This window comes from Ruegeria sp. CH5 (assembly GCF_056537025.1).
In genome coordinates this window covers 220,833-234,224 of sequence record NZ_JBQFQT010000005.1, presented here as the reverse complement: position 1 = coordinate 234,224, position 13,392 = coordinate 220,833, and the positions used below count along the sequence as shown (strand labels likewise).

Annotated in this window: 14 protein-coding genes; 11 read left to right on the top strand and 3 right to left on the bottom strand. The window is 61.6% G+C overall.

Going from position 1 to position 13,392, the window contains the following annotated elements; translation table 11 throughout:
• Window positions 1–43 precede the first annotated feature (43 nt).
• The 8 genes from ACR0JC_RS16065 to uvrC all read left to right on the top strand — a co-directional run bounded on the left by ACR0JC_RS16065 (window position 44) and on the right by uvrC (window position 8,704).
• Entirely contained in the window at window positions 44–1,318 is a 1,275-nt protein-coding gene (locus ACR0JC_RS16065; protein WP_093963582.1) for a TAXI family TRAP transporter solute-binding subunit, read from the top strand.
• 85 nt (window positions 1,319–1,403) lie between these two features.
• Window positions 1,404–1,928, top strand: a complete 525-nt coding sequence (locus ACR0JC_RS16060) for an SRPBCC family protein (RefSeq protein WP_170343069.1) — start codon at window positions 1,404–1,406, stop codon at window positions 1,926–1,928.
• Window positions 1,929–2,019: 91 nt separating this feature from the next.
• Entirely contained in the window at window positions 2,020–2,949 is a 930-nt protein-coding gene (locus ACR0JC_RS16055; protein ID WP_480763992.1) for an ABC transporter ATP-binding protein, read from the top strand.
• Window positions 2,946–3,707 (top strand): ABC transporter permease, encoded by a 762-nt coding sequence (locus ACR0JC_RS16050; RefSeq protein ID WP_093963579.1) that lies wholly within the window; start codon window positions 2,946–2,948, stop codon window positions 3,705–3,707. Before ACR0JC_RS16055 ends, ACR0JC_RS16050 begins: the two co-directional genes overlap by 4 nt.
• Before the next feature lie 104 nt (window positions 3,708–3,811).
• The gene (locus ACR0JC_RS16045; RefSeq protein WP_093963578.1) at window positions 3,812–4,609 is read left to right on the top strand and encodes a S49 family peptidase; all 798 of its coding nucleotides are present in this window, start codon (window positions 3,812–3,814) and stop codon (window positions 4,607–4,609) included.
• A gap of 168 nt (window positions 4,610–4,777) precedes the next feature.
• Window positions 4,778–5,737: a calcium/sodium antiporter gene (locus ACR0JC_RS16040; protein WP_170343067.1), complete on the top strand. Its 960-nt coding sequence runs from the start codon at window positions 4,778–4,780 to the stop codon at window positions 5,735–5,737.
• A 22-nt stretch (window positions 5,738–5,759) separates the two neighbouring features.
• Window positions 5,760–6,539 carry an SDR family oxidoreductase gene (locus tag ACR0JC_RS16035; RefSeq protein WP_170343066.1) on the top strand — a complete coding sequence of 260 codons (780 nt, stop codon included), beginning with the start codon at window positions 5,760–5,762 and terminating at the stop codon, window positions 6,537–6,539.
• 290 nt (window positions 6,540–6,829) lie between these two features.
• Window positions 6,830–8,704, top strand: coding sequence for an excinuclease ABC subunit UvrC (gene uvrC / locus ACR0JC_RS16030; protein ID WP_170343065.1), 1,875 nt, complete (start codon window positions 6,830–6,832; stop codon window positions 8,702–8,704).
• Here the strand turns inward: uvrC and ACR0JC_RS16025 are convergent.
• A complete protein-coding gene (locus tag ACR0JC_RS16025) occupies window positions 8,689–9,588 on the bottom strand; it encodes a DMT family transporter (protein WP_170343063.1) in 900 nt (299 codons plus the stop codon). The genes uvrC and ACR0JC_RS16025 overlap by 16 nt on opposite strands.
• A gap of 191 nt (window positions 9,589–9,779) precedes the next feature.
• On the opposite strand from ACR0JC_RS16025, the gene pgsA reads away from it, so the two are divergent.
• From pgsA to ACR0JC_RS16010, 3 genes are read left to right on the top strand one after another with little or no spacing between them, the layout of a single operon-like run.
• Window positions 9,780–10,448 carry a CDP-diacylglycerol--glycerol-3-phosphate 3-phosphatidyltransferase gene (pgsA, locus tag ACR0JC_RS16020; RefSeq protein ID WP_170342342.1) on the top strand — a complete coding sequence of 223 codons (669 nt, stop codon included), beginning with the start codon at window positions 9,780–9,782 and terminating at the stop codon, window positions 10,446–10,448.
• A gap of 3 nt (window positions 10,449–10,451) precedes the next feature.
• The gene (gene moaD, locus ACR0JC_RS16015) at window positions 10,452–10,697 is read left to right on the top strand and encodes a molybdopterin converting factor subunit 1 (RefSeq protein ID WP_170343061.1); all 246 of its coding nucleotides are present in this window, start codon (window positions 10,452–10,454) and stop codon (window positions 10,695–10,697) included.
• 4 nt (window positions 10,698–10,701) lie between these two features.
• Complete coding sequence (locus ACR0JC_RS16010; RefSeq protein WP_170343058.1) at window positions 10,702–11,145, top strand: molybdenum cofactor biosynthesis protein MoaE; 444 nt, start codon at window positions 10,702–10,704, stop codon at window positions 11,143–11,145.
• 4 nt (window positions 11,146–11,149) lie between these two features.
• Here ACR0JC_RS16010 and ACR0JC_RS16005 read toward each other — a convergent pair whose 3' ends face one another.
• Together ACR0JC_RS16005 and ACR0JC_RS16000 are read right to left on the bottom strand one after the other, a co-directional pair.
• On the bottom strand, window positions 11,150–11,470 hold the full coding sequence (locus ACR0JC_RS16005; protein ID WP_093963571.1) for a hypothetical protein: 321 nt from the start codon (window positions 11,468–11,470) through the stop codon (window positions 11,150–11,152).
• A 1-nt stretch (window position 11,471) separates the two neighbouring features.
• The gene (locus tag ACR0JC_RS16000) at window positions 11,472–13,391 is read right to left on the bottom strand and encodes an OmpA family protein (protein WP_170343056.1); all 1,920 of its coding nucleotides are present in this window, start codon (window positions 13,389–13,391) and stop codon (window positions 11,472–11,474) included.
• Window position 13,392 lies beyond the last annotated feature (1 nt).

The window sequence follows — 13,392 nt, the reverse complement described above, 5'->3', positions numbered from 1 at the left end:
AGCGGCGTAGCGTGCTGTCCGGGGTGGATCAGCGAGGGGTAGGATGCGTCTTTGGATCACGATCAGTGCCGCCATGGTCTTGGCGGTTCTGGTGGCAATCATCCTTCTGCTGCACCCGCCCGGCGACCTGCGCATGGCAGCCGGACCGGCGGGTGGTGCCTATATCGAAGTGGCGCAGGACTATTCCGATATCCTTGCCGAGGATGACATTCGGCTCGAGATCGTCGAAACCGCAGGGTCGGTCGAAAATGCGCGTCTCCTGGAAGACGGGGCTGTGGATGTGGCCTTCTTGCAGGGCGGCATCGAAGTTGACCCGGATCGGGCGCAGGCCATCGGGACGGTGTTTTTCGAGCCGATGATTTTCATGGCGCGCGAGGATGCGTGGATTCCGCCCAATCCCGCGTTATGGCGTGGGTTGAGCATCAACAGCGGTGCGCCCGGGTCCGGCACCGCGGACGCATTCCGCGACTTCGAGCGCGCGGTCGGGCTGGCCCAAGAGGATAACGTGCATGTTGCACTGCCCTATGACCAGGCGGCCGACGCCTTGCTGGACGGAACGTTGGACATCGCCGTCTTTGTTGCGCCGATCGAAGCCCCCTACCTGCTGGCCGCGTACGAGGTGCCGGGACTGAAGGTGCTGAACCTTGAACATGTCGAGGCGATTTCGCGTCGTTTGTCCTATGCCACTGTGGTGACCGTACCGACCGGAGGTATGTCGCTGAACCCGGTTCTGCCGCCGCGCCCGGTAGATCTGATCGCTCTCGAGGCGCGACTGGTTGTGCGGCCGGGACTGCATCCGGCGTTGGTCAACCGGCTGACGATGGCGGCGATAGCCTTGCACGAGGCTCAGGGCATCATCAATGACCCCGGGGCCTTTCCGGGGATCGAAGGGACCGCATTGCCCCTCAACAACACTGCGCGGCAACTGATACTTGAAGGGCCATCCACCTGGCATGATTGGTTGCCTTATTGGGTGGCGGCGCAGGTCAATCGGGTTTTCCTTCTGTTCCTGCCGTTCTTTTTCATTGTCCTACCGCTGGTCCGATTGTTGCCGCGCATCTACGCCTATTTCCAACGATGGCGTGTCTGGCAGCACTACCCGGAAATTCGTCTGATCGAACAGGACCTGGCCGACAACCCTTCCGCGGAAGACCTCGTGCGGATGCAAGGCCAGTTGCAGGTGCTGGACGAAAAGCTGGCGGACCTAAGGCTGCCAGCGGCCTACCGGCAAGGGCAGTATGATGCCCGTCTGCATCTGGAACTGGTGCAGAAACGGATTGCCGACATGCGGGCTCAGGATTCCGGGGGCGGCGGATAATGTGTGGAACACGGTTGCCGCAACGGCAGTTCGTGGATAGGTCTTTGGTCGAATATCAGACATTTCAAAAAAGGGGGGTGGTCCCATGCAAATGAGTGACACGCGTGAAATTCAGGCGGCGCCGTCCGATGTCTATGCGGCCCTGCTGGACCCCGAGGTGCTGAAAAACTGCGTGCCCGGTGCGCAAGAGGTCTCGGGCAATCCTATGGACGGTTACGAGGCGACCGTGGTGCAGAAGGTCGGGCCGGTAAAGGCCACGTTCAAAGGCACCGTCACGATGTCCGACATGGTTGAGGGTCAAAACCTGACCATCGCCGGTGAGGGCAAAGGCGGGGCGGCGGGTTTTGCAAAGGGCAGCGCCAGTGTCACGTTCAGCGCCAGTGACAACGGTGGAACGGTTCTGGCCTATGACGTGGATGCCAAGGTTGGCGGAAAGCTGGCGCAGCTAGGCAGCCGTTTGATCGACGGCTTTGCCAAAAAAATGGCTGATCAGTTCTTCTCGAACCTTCAGCAGCATTTCGAAGGCCCTGCAGCGCCGGAAGAGGGCGGCGAAGACACCCCCGAGGGGGAAAAGAAAGGCTGGCTGGGTCGCCTGACCGGGCGCGAGTGAAACCTGCGTTTGCGCGCAGAGGACTGTGCGGATTTGGTCTGTTCGGCAATCCTCTGGCGCGATACTGTCCCGGCCAGAACTGGGAAAACGCATGACTACAATTCTTTCGATCAAGGATCTGCGCAAAACCTATGCCGGCGGGTTCGAAGCGCTGAAAGGCGTATCGCTGGACATCGAAGAGGGCGAGATCCTGGCCCTGCTCGGCCCGAACGGGGCGGGAAAGACAACCCTGATCTCGACGGTTTGCGGGATTACCACGCCCACGTCTGGGACGGTCACCGTAGGGGGGCACGACATCCTCACGGACTTTCGTGCCGCCCGGCGCATGATCGGCCTCGTGCCGCAGGAAATTGCGCTGGAGCCGTTCGAGAAGGTCTGGAACACCGTACGGTTTTCGCGCGGTCTGTTCGGCTATGGGCGGGACAGTGCCCGGATCGAAGAGATCCTGCGCAAGCTGTCGCTGTGGGACAAGCGCAAGAACGCGATCAAGGAATTGTCGGGCGGCATGAAGCGGCGGGTGCTGATCGCCAAGGCGCTGGCGCACGAGCCGCGGGTGCTGTTTCTGGATGAACCCACCGCCGGTGTGGATGTCGAACTGCGTAAGGATATGTGGGCCATCGTCGACGAGTTGAAGGCTGCCGGTGTCACCATCATCCTGACCACCCACTACATCGAAGAGGCCGAAGCCATCGCCGACCGGATCGGTGTGATCGACAAGGGCGAACTGATGCTGGTGCAGGACAAAAACACCTTGATGGCGCAGATGGGCAAGAAGCAGATCGAGGTCATGCTGACCCGCACGATCTCGGACATTCCCGGCAGTCTGGCCCACCACAATCTGGTGCTGAACGGGCAGGGCGATGCGCTGATCTATACCTACGACACCAATGCCGATCGCACTGGCATCACCACTTTGCTGAATGACGTGGCAGAGGCGGGGCTGGTGTTGCGTGACGTTCAGACCCGGCAATCGAGCCTGGAAGAGATTTTCGTCAACCTCGTGTCCGGAGATGCCGCATGAACTGGTCCGCCATCGCCGCCATCTACCGGTTCGAAATGGCCCGGTTCTTCCGCACCCTCGCGCAGAGCTTTCTGTCACCGGTTCTGTCGACCTCGCTGTACTTCGTGGTGTTTGGCACTGCCATCGGCAGTCGCATCCAGGAGGTCGAGGGCGTCTCCTACGGCGCCTTCATCGTGCCGGGGCTGATCATGCTGTCGGTGGTGATGCTGTCGATCTCGAACGCGTCCTTTGGCATCTATTTCCCCAAGTTCCTGGGCACGATCTACGAACTGCTCTCGGCTCCGGTGAATTTCATCGAGATCGTGATCGGCTATGTGGGCGCCGCCGCGACCAAGGCGTTGTTCGTGGGATTGGTGATCCTGACCACCGCCACGTTTTTCGTGGACATCCGCATCGAGCACCCCTTCGCGATGGCCGCCTTTCTGATCCTGTCCTGCCTCAGCTTTTCCCTGCTGGGCTTCATCATCGGGATCTGGGCCAGCAATTTCGAACAGATGTCGTTGGTACCGCAGCTGGTTGTGACGCCTCTGATCTTTCTGGGCGGCACGTTCTACTCGATTTCGATGCTGCCGCCGGTGTGGCAGACGATCTCGTTGTTCAACCCGGTGGTCTATTTGATCTCGGGCTTTCGCTGGTCGTTTTACGGGCTTTCGGACGTGCCCATTCTGCTTAGCCTTCTGGCGATCCTGGCCTTTACCGGCTTCTGCCTGGCGGTCATCGGTTGGATCTTCAAAACCGGGTGGCGCATCCGCAGCTAGGGCGTTGCATTTTTGCCGTGGCTGAACAGGATTTTGGTTCACGTCACGTTCATGGCAGGTGGGGTCCCTTGTTTAAGGGGCGGGCGCACTCTACATCGGCACCCATGAAACTCAGCCTGCCGTTTCTCAACAAGCAGCCAACCGTGGCTGTCGTTCGCCTGTCCGGAGCCATTGGAATGGCTGGCCGAGCTTCGCTGAACGATGCCTCTTTGGCACCGGTTCTGGAAAAAGCCTTCCGCAAGGGAAAACCTGCCGCCGTCGCGCTCGAGATCAATTCGCCGGGCGGATCGCCGGTGCAAAGCTCGCTGATCGGTGCGCGGATCCGACGGTTGGCCGACGAGTTCAAGGTGCCAGTCCATGCCTTTGTCGAGGACGTGGCGGCCTCGGGTGGTTATTGGCTTGCGGCTTCGGCGGACGAGATCTGGGCGGATGACAGCTCGGTTCTGGGGTCGATCGGGGTCATCTCCTCGGGGTTCGGCGCGCATGTGTTTCTGGCCCGTCAGGGGATCGAACGGCGCGTACATACCGCCGGGAAATCCAAATCGATGCTGGACCCGTTCTCTCCCGAAAAAGAAGAGGATGTCGCGCGTCTCAAGGGACTGTTGGACGACATCCATCAGAATTTCATTGCCTATGTGAAGGCTCGACGCGGCAGTCGTTTGGACGAGGCCGCCGATCTGTTTACCGGTGAAATCTGGCTGGCGCGGCGTGCGCACGAACTTGGGCTGATCGACGGCATCGCGCATCTGAAGCCAAAGATGCAGGAAGTGTTTGGCGACAAGGTCAAATTCCGGCGCTACGGGTTGCGCCGACCGATCTGGTCGCGGTTTGGAACGGACATGGCGCAGGACGCCATTTCCCTGCTCGAGGAGCGCGCGGCCTACGCGCGCTTTGGTATGTGACGTGATCGTCAAGGTCGTCATTCTGTTTCTGGTTGCCATGGGGGTCCTGGCGATGTTCGGAAAGCTGCGCTTTCCCGGTCAACAGAGATTGAATTCCGCGAAATGTCCGCGCTGCGGTCGGTTCCGGATTGGCAAAGGCCCCTGCACATGTGAGCAAGGAGGGCGTCGATGACGGCCTGGCTGCTTTCCGGTCTTGGCTTATTGATCCTGCTGTTGGCCGGTGACGCGCTGGTGCGGGGTGCGGTGAATCTCAGCCTGCGCCTGGGTGTTCCGGCCTTGATCGTCAGCCTGACGATCGTCGCCTTCGGCACCTCGGCACCCGAGCTTCTGATCGCCATCAAGGCCATCGAGGAAAATGCGCCCGGTATCGCGCTGGGCAATGTCGTCGGTTCGAACACGGCCAACATCCTTCTGGTCCTGGGTTTGCCGGCCTTGTTGGCAACGATCCACAGCAGCGAATGCAACACGCGAAGAAACTACGTCTTCATGTTGCTGGCCTCGGTTCTGTTCATCGGTTTGGCCTTTTACGGAGAATTCAACCTGTTCAGCGGGGCAATCCTGCTGGCGGGGTTGGCTCTGATCCTGCTCAACGCCTTCCGAGAAGCGCACGCGCATCGCAACTCCTGCTCGGAAGAGCAGGATCTGGAAGCGCTGGAAGCGCTGGAAGAGGCCGACCCGGACATGCCGTACTGGAAGGTGTCGCTGTATCTGGTGCTTGGGCTGATTGGTCTGCCGATGGGCGCGCATCTTCTGGTCGACAACGCGACCATCATTGCGCGGACCTACGGTGTCAGTGAAACGGTGATCGGGCTGACGCTGGTCGCGGTCGGAACCTCGCTTCCCGAACTGGCGACCACCGTCATGGCCGCGTTGCGCCGGCAGGCCGATGTTGCTCTGGGCAACGTCATCGGGTCGAACATGTTCAACCTTCTGGGCATTGTCGGTATTGCCACGCTGTTCGGGCGCATCCCCGTGGACCCCGAATTCCTGCAATTCGATCTTTGGGTCATGCTGGGCTCGTCCCTGCTGCTGATCCCGTTCGTCTTCTTCAAGCAAGACATCACCCGGGTCTGGGGGTTCATTTTGACGCTGCTGTACGTCACATATGTCGTGATCCTGTTGGCCTGATCTGACTGAAAGGAGCCCCTTCATGACCCGAGCACTGGTGACCGGCGCCGGCATTCGACTGGGGCGGGCCATGGCGTTGTACCTGGCGAAACGTGGCATGGACGTTGCCGTGCATCACGCAACCTCGGGCGCTGCCGCTGCCGAGACCGTGTCCGAGATCCAGGCAATGGGCCGCACTGCCGTGGCGCTGAAGGCCGATCTGCTGGACGAGGATCAGGTGCAGACCCTTTTGCCGCGCGCGGCCGAGGCGCTGGGCGGTCCGATCACCTGTCTGGTCAACAATGCGTCGATCTTCGAATACGACAACATCCGCACTGCCACCCGGCAAAGCTGGGATCGCCACATGGACAGCAACCTGCGCGCGCCCTTCGTGTTGACGCAGGCCATGGCGGGCCAGGGTCTGGAACCCGAGATGGATGAGAATGACGAACCCGTCGCGACCGGCTTGATCGTGAATATGGTCGACATGCGGGTGCGCAAACTGACGCCTGAATTCATGTCCTACACCATCGCCAAGATGGGGCTATGGGCATTGACCCGGACGGCGGCCCAGGCACTGACGCCGGCCATTCGCGTCAATGCCATTGGGCCGGGTCCAACCCTGCAGGGACATCGGCAAAGTCCCCAGCACTTCAAGACCCAACGCGAAAACACGGTCTTGGAACGCGGTGCAAACCCCTCGGATATCAACGCGGCTCTTGGGTATTTTCTGGACGCGCATGCGGTCACGGGCCAGCTTTTGTGCGTTGATGGCGGCCAGCATCTGGGCTGGCAAACGCCTGATGTAGTGGGCCTTGAATAGGTATTGCCCCTGCAAGTTTTGCACCGCTCTCGATCCTGTTACAGGTTCGTTACAAAAATGTCTTTTTTTTCATACACTTGTAAAACGAGAATAAAAATATCTTTTATAATCAATGTTTTAAAATTGTGCCTATTTATTGTGCAACGCAGCGAAAACACAAGGATTCAAGGAAAAATCACAGTGCAGGGAAAGTTGTCCGCACAGTTATCCACAAGAATCGTGGATTTGTTTTCTCTTGATCTGAGGCGCGCAAGATTGCAGCCACGGTCAGAGAATCGTATCTCTCTCTCATGACCGCCGACAGCGCCCCTCAATCCCAGCCTCAGCCGACCGGCTATGCCTGCATCCAGAAATACGTGAAGACGCTGGACAGTTCGCCGGGTGTCTATCGGATGCTGGATGCGGACAGCCGGGTTCTGTATGTCGGCAAGGCGCGCAACCTGCGGGCGCGGGTGTCGAACTACACCCGCCCGGGCCATTCCGGCCGGATCGAGCGGATGATCGCCTCGACCGCGTCGATGATGTTCCTGACCACTCGGACCGAGACCGAGGCGCTGCTGCTGGAACAGAACCTGATCAAGCAGCTCAAGCCCAAATACAACGTGCTGCTGCGCGACGACAAAAGCTTTCCCAACATTCTGGTGGCCAAGGACCATCCATTTCCGCAGATCAAGAAACACCGCGGCGCCAAGAAGGAAAAGGGTGCCTATTTCGGCCCCTTCGCCAGCGCAGGCGCGGTGAACCGCACGCTGAACCAGCTGCAGAAGGCGTTTCTGCTGCGCAACTGCTCGGATTCGATGTTCGACAGTCGCACCCGGCCCTGCCTGCTCTATCAGATCAAGCGCTGCTCGGGGCCGTGCGTGGGCATGATTTCGCAGGCCGATTATGCCGAAAGCGTGCGCGACGCCGAGCGGTTCCTGTCCGGACGCTCGACCCGAATCCAGGAGGAACTGGCCGCGCAGATGCAGGAAGCCTCGGACGCGATGGAGTTCGAGCGCGCCGCCGCCCTGCGCGACCGGATCCGCGCGCTGACGCAGGTGCAGACGGCGCAGGGCATCAACCCGCGCGGTGTGGCCGAGGCGGATGTGATCGGCCTTTATATGGACAGCGGTCAGGCCTGTGTTCAGGTGTTTTTCATCCGCGCCAACCAGAACTGGGGCAACCGCGATTTCTATCCGCGGGTCGGCCCCGACGTCTCGCCGGCCGAGGTGATGGAGGCCTTTCTGGGCCAGTTCTACGACAACAAGGAACCGCCGCGCCAACTGATCCTGTCGGACGCGATCGAGAACGCCGACCTGATGCAGCAAGCCCTGTCGGAAAAGGCCGGTCGCAAAGTCGAGATCCTGGTGCCGCAGCGGGGCGAAAAGCTCGAGCTGGTCTCGGGCGCGCTGCGCAACGCGCGCGAGGCGCTGGCACGCCGCATGTCGGAAAGCGCGACGCAGGCCAAGCTGCTGCGCGGTCTGGCCGAGGCCTTCGATCTTGACGCGCCGCCGAACCGGATCGAGGTCTATGACAACTCGCATATCCAGGGCACCAACGCAGTGGGCGCGATGATCGTGGCCGGGCCCGAGGGGTTCATGAAGAACGCCTACCGCAAGTTCAACATTCGCGGCGACGACCTGACGCCGGGCGACGATTTCGGCATGATGAAAGAGGTGCTGACCCGCCGCTTTACCCGCCTGCTGAAAGAGGACCCCGACCGCGACAAGGGCCTGTGGCCCGACCTGTTGCTGATCGACGGGGGTGCGGGGCAGGTGAGCGCCGTGCACGAGATCATGCAGGCACACGGGGTCGAGGACATCCCTATGGTCGGCGTCGCCAAAGGCGTCGATCGCGACCACGGCAAGGAAGAATTCCACCGCATCGGCCAGCGCCCCTTTGCCCTGAAACGCAACGACCCGGTTCTGTATTTCATTCAGCGGCTACGGGACGAGGCGCACCGCTTTGCCATCGGCACCCACCGCGCCAAACGGGCCAAGGCGATGGGGGCGACGCCCCTGGATGAAATTCCGGGCGTGGGCGCAGCCCGCAAACGCGCCCTGCTGGCACATTTCGGCAGCGCCAAGGCGGTCAGCCGCGCCAATCTGGCGGATCTGAAGGCGGTGGACGGGATCTCGGCCGGTCTGGCGCAGAAGGTCTATGATTTCTTTCACGAAAAGGGCTGAGGCCGCCGGCGCCCGCGCCACAGAATGTACAGCCCCGAGGCCACGATCAGCGCGCTGCCCAGCCACATGGTCTGGTCCAGATGCTCGTCGAATATCAGCACGCCCAGCCCGATGCCGAACAGAAGGCGGGTATAGCGAAACGGTGTCACGGCCGACACTTCGCCCGTCCGCATGGCCAGCATCAGCGAGGCATAGGCCACCGCGCCCATCACCACGGCTCCTGTCAGGTGCAGGGCGGTTTGGGCGTCCACCGGCATCGCGGCCGCGCCTTCGAAAGCCCGATACAGACCACCGGCGACGACAATTGACAGAAAGCCGTAAAACCCAAGAACGGTGGTGCCCAGCGTGGCCGGGGCCGCGCGGCTGGCCAGATCGCGGCCGGCAAAGCCCAGCATCCCCAGCACCGCAAGAATGGACAGGGCCGAGAAACTGTCTCCGGTTGGCTGGATGATGACCACCACTCCGATCAGTCCGACCAGAATGGCACTCCAGCGCCGCCAGCCGACGGTTTCCCCGAAGAACAGCGCGGCACCCGCCACCACGACCAGCGGCGTGGCCTGCAGGATCACCGTGGCCGAGGACAGCGGCGTCAGGGCGATGGCCAGTACATAGAACAGGCGGCCGAAGACTTCGAACAGCCCCCGGATCTTCATCGGCTTGGACAGGACATCGGGGTGCAGCAACCGCCGCCCCTGTAGCAACGCGGCTCCGGCAAAAATCAACGCCCCGCCCAGCCCGAACAGCACCAGAACCTGCCAGATGGGCAGCGCTTTGGCGGCACTTTTCAACAGCGCGTCCTCCAGGGCGAACCCGGCCATGGCCGCGATCATCCAGGCGCTGCCGATCAGGTTGGCGCGCGCATCGGTTCTGATATGTGAGGTCACGGGGCGGATCTTTCTTGGTGTGCCGATACCCGCGCAACCTGACCCGTTATTCGCGCCGCGCCAAGGGGGAAACGGTCATCGATCCTCCGCCTGCGACGGTCTGACCTGTCGTGGTCCAAACACCTGTGTTCTTGGCAGTTTTTTGTCGTGCCGTCTTTTCTGTTCCCGGCCATGGTTGTAGGGTCCAGCGCATGAAGTGGAACCTGCCGAATATTCTGACTTTGCTGCGCCTACTGGCCGCCCCCGGCCTGGCGGTGATGTTTCTGTATTTCACTCGGCCCTATGCCGATTGGTTCGCGCTGATCCTGTTCCTGTCGGCGGCCATAACCGATTGGTTCGACGGCTATCTGGCGCGCGCGTGGAAGCAGGAAACCAAGATGGGTGCAATGCTGGACCCGATCGCCGACAAGGCGATGGTGGTGATCGCGCTGATGATCCTTGTAGGCTATTCGACCGAGCACTGGACGCCTTGGCTGGTGCTGCCCGCCACCGTGATCCTGTTCCGTGAGGTTTTCGTCTCGGGCCTGCGCGAGTATCTGGGCGATGTGGCCGGAACGCTCAAGGTTACCAAGTTGGCCAAATGGAAGACGACCGCGCAGATGGTGGCGATTGCCGTGCTGTTTTCGCAGGGCATATTCGAGCACTATTTCGTCATGTCCACCTTCGGCATGGATGCCGCGCTGATCGACCAGATCCTGTCGGGCCAGGTCGAGGACATCTCGGGCCTGCAATGGAAGCTGGATGGCATGTTCTGGTCGGGCCGCATCGGGTTGTGGCTGCTGTGGATCGCGGCGACGCTGACATTGATCACCGGCTACGACTACCTACGTAAAGCCATGCCCCATCTGAAGGAGGGCTGACGCATGGATGTTCTGTATTTCGCCTGGGTCCGCGAGCGGATTGGCGTACCGAAGGAAAAGTTCGAAACCACCGCAGCTACGGTCTCCGATCTGGTGGCCGAACTCAGCGCCCGCGAAGACCGCTATGCCGCGGCCTTTGCCGACCTGTCGGCCCTGCGGGTCGCGCTGGATCAGGAGCTGTCGGATTTCGACGCGCCGCTGGCCGGCGTCCGCGAAGTGGCCTTTTTCCCGCCCATGACCGGCGGCTAGGGCGATGCGGATCTCCGTCCAGCAAGAGCCGTTCGATCTGGGGGCCGAGGCCAATGCCTTTGCCGCGGGTGACACGGCCAATGGCGCCATCGTCACCTTTACCGGTGTCGTGCGAGATCTGGCGCAGACCGATCTGGCCTGCATGGAGATCGAGCATTATCCCGGCATGACCGAACGCGCCATCGCCAAGATCGCCGAGGAAGCCAAGAACCGGTGGTCGCTGGGTGACGTGCTGGTGATCCATCGCCACGGGCGGCTGGCCCCGGCTGACCGGATCATGATGGTCGCAACGGCAGCCCCGCATCGCAAGGATGCGTTCGAGGCCGCCGAATACCTGATGGATTATCTGAAATCCCGCGCCCCGTTCTGGAAGAAGGAAATCACAGGTTCGGGCGCGGAGTGGGTTGCCGCCAAGGACGAGGACGAGGACGCGCTGTCGCGATGGTAGGCGCTCAGTCGGCGTTGTTGATCCGGCCGCGCAATTCCTCGGCTTCCTGGCGGGCGGCGCGCAGCCCGTCCATGGCCGCGGCCAGCTCGGCCTCGGTCTGGGTCAGCTGGTTGGTCAGCTCGGCCTCGCGCTGCTGCAGATAGGTGATCGCCTGATCACGGGTTTCCTCGGCCTCGTGCAGCTCCTGGCTCATGCGGTCCAGATCAGCCACGTCGGATTGGCGCACGCGCGACAGGCGGTGCACCAGCCAGTTGGCGAACCAGCCCATGCAGAAGGCGGCGAACAGGATGACGGCGGTGGCGATGATGAATTCGGTTCTGTTCAACTTACTGGTCCCCTGCATCCGTTTCGGATGCTTCTTCTTCTGTTGGCGCAGGTTCGGTTGCGCTTGTCTGGGTCTCCAATGCTTCCAGACCGGTTTCCTGATTGGTGACCGGCTCGGGCCGGATCAGGCGAAATTCGATGCGCCGGTTTTTCTCGCGCCCGTCTTCGGTGTCATTGTCTGCAATCGGCTGCGTTTCACCGTAGCCTGCGGCCGAGTAGCTTTTGGTCGACACCCGACGGGCGCGCAATTCGTTAAGGATGGACTGGGCGCGTGACTGGCTCAGCTGCTGGTTCATCTCTTCACGGCCCTGGCTGTCGGTATGACCCTGGATTTCAATCCGGATCGGTCCGCATTCGCGCAGGATCTCGGCAATCTGGTTCAGACTGTCGCGGGACTCTGATGAAACCGTAGCCGACCCGGGCTCGAACGTGATCTTGCGGGTTTCCTGAACCTCGGCGATGCGACTTTCGCACTGCTCGGGGTCTGGCAGCGCGTCTTCGGGTTCGGGCGGGGGCTGATAGGTGATCGACAGGTCAAAGTCCTGCGCATCGCCCAGCTTGTCGGACAGCAAGCCCGCGATCTGTGCCTTGGCGTCTTCATCATGGCTGACGCCTGTCAACTCGACCTTGTCAGGCGTTACGGTCAGCACGCCGTTGTTCAGCCAGGACAGGGATTCCAGCCCCGCCAGAACGCGCACGGGCCAGTCCTGCGGCATCTGGTCGACCACGCGGGCGGCACTGTGAACCTGATCGGATCCGAAGGCAGCCCGGGCGTAGCTGTCGATCATGTCGCGCTGCAAATCGTCGCCCAGACGGCCGCGCAGTTGTACCAGACCTTCCGGGCTGCGGGTGGCGGTGAATTCCACAGGTCCGGCCTGTTCGTTGTTTTCTGGTTCGGGCAGAACCGCGTGCAGGGCGAACACTTCGGGCAGGGCGTTCTCCAACTCGCCCACGACCTTGTCGAAGGTGGCCGGGTTGGTGTTCGGTTCAGCAATCAGCGTGATGTCGGCATCCGACATCGTGACCGATCCTTGCCCGATCCCGGACAGAGCCCGGATACTCAGTTCAGCGGCCTGTGCCCATCGGGGCGATGGCACACCCAGGCCGATCGTGCAGGTATAGGGCCCTGACAGCCCGGCATCCTGCGCGGCCGCTACAATGGTGTCACGCGCCTTTTCATCCTGTGCCGAACATGCGTCGAACTGGCCGCCTTCCTCCGAAATCAGGTAGCGCAGGGTGAACGGAGTGATCACCGGGCGCGGTGCCGAAATCGCCAGACCGATGCGCAAGCTGGGCGGCGCGGCGCGTGTCAGCTCTTGTTCCAGCCGTTCTTTTTCCTGCTGGCTGTCAGCGATGGCAGTGATCTTGACCAGGTCGGGGCTGGCGGAAACCTTGGCTCGCGGCAGCTTGGACAGGGCAAGGATGGCATAGGATATCGCGTCGTCCCAGCCTTTGGGTTTCTTGTAGTCTGCGGTCTCAAGCAGGTCCGACACCCGCGCCTGCGGGTCTAGCTTCTGCAGCCGGGCCATCAGTGCGTTGCGATCCACGCTGGCCGGAACCAACCCGATCACGGAAATGCCGCTGTCGTTCCGGAGAATTTCGGCCGAGAATTTGGGCGGAGTCAGGTCAGCCGTCGGGGCAATGTCCATCTCGTCGATCACCCGAGAAGTGTCGACCTGTGTACCGGCCGCGGTCAGCGCGTTGAATCGGGTGGCCTCGTCCGGGGCAGTACCGGTCAGCACAACGCGCAGCCCATCCGCCTGCACTTCGGCCCACTCGTGGCCCTGCATGCTCAGTGCATTTCGAACGGCAGTTTCCGAGGTTTCTTCGATCTTGGTCACCGCGAATCCGGCGGCCAGCAGACAGACCCCCGCCGACACGACAAAGATCAGGGCTGATGTCAGGAAATACGGCAAGCGCATG

What these genes read in the sequence shown, in the direction of transcription:
- ACR0JC_RS16065 (WP_093963582.1), top strand. Translation starts at nt 44, where the DNA reads ATGCGTCTTTGGATCACGATCAGTGCCGCCATGGTCTTGGCGGTTCTG.
- ACR0JC_RS16060 (WP_170343069.1), top strand. Translation starts at nt 1,404, where the DNA reads ATGCAAATGAGTGACACGCGTGAAATTCAGGCGGCGCCGTCCGATGTC.
- ACR0JC_RS16055 (WP_480763992.1), top strand. Translation starts at nt 2,020, where the DNA reads ATGACTACAATTCTTTCGATCAAGGATCTGCGCAAAACCTATGCCGGC.
- ACR0JC_RS16050 (WP_093963579.1), top strand. Translation starts at nt 2,946, where the DNA reads ATGAACTGGTCCGCCATCGCCGCCATCTACCGGTTCGAAATGGCCCGG.
- ACR0JC_RS16045 (WP_093963578.1), top strand. Translation starts at nt 3,812, where the DNA reads ATGAAACTCAGCCTGCCGTTTCTCAACAAGCAGCCAACCGTGGCTGTC.
- ACR0JC_RS16040 (WP_170343067.1), top strand. Translation starts at nt 4,778, where the DNA reads ATGACGGCCTGGCTGCTTTCCGGTCTTGGCTTATTGATCCTGCTGTTG.
- ACR0JC_RS16035 (WP_170343066.1), top strand. Translation starts at nt 5,760, where the DNA reads ATGACCCGAGCACTGGTGACCGGCGCCGGCATTCGACTGGGGCGGGCC.
- uvrC (WP_170343065.1), top strand. Translation starts at nt 6,830, where the DNA reads ATGACCGCCGACAGCGCCCCTCAATCCCAGCCTCAGCCGACCGGCTAT.
- pgsA (WP_170342342.1), top strand. Translation starts at nt 9,780, where the DNA reads ATGAAGTGGAACCTGCCGAATATTCTGACTTTGCTGCGCCTACTGGCC.
- moaD (WP_170343061.1), top strand. Translation starts at nt 10,452, where the DNA reads ATGGATGTTCTGTATTTCGCCTGGGTCCGCGAGCGGATTGGCGTACCG.
- ACR0JC_RS16010 (WP_170343058.1), top strand. Translation starts at nt 10,702, where the DNA reads ATGCGGATCTCCGTCCAGCAAGAGCCGTTCGATCTGGGGGCCGAGGCC.
- ACR0JC_RS16000 (WP_170343056.1), bottom strand. Translation starts at nt 13,391, where the DNA reads ATGCGCTTGCCGTATTTCCTGACATCAGCCCTGATCTTTGTCGTGTCG.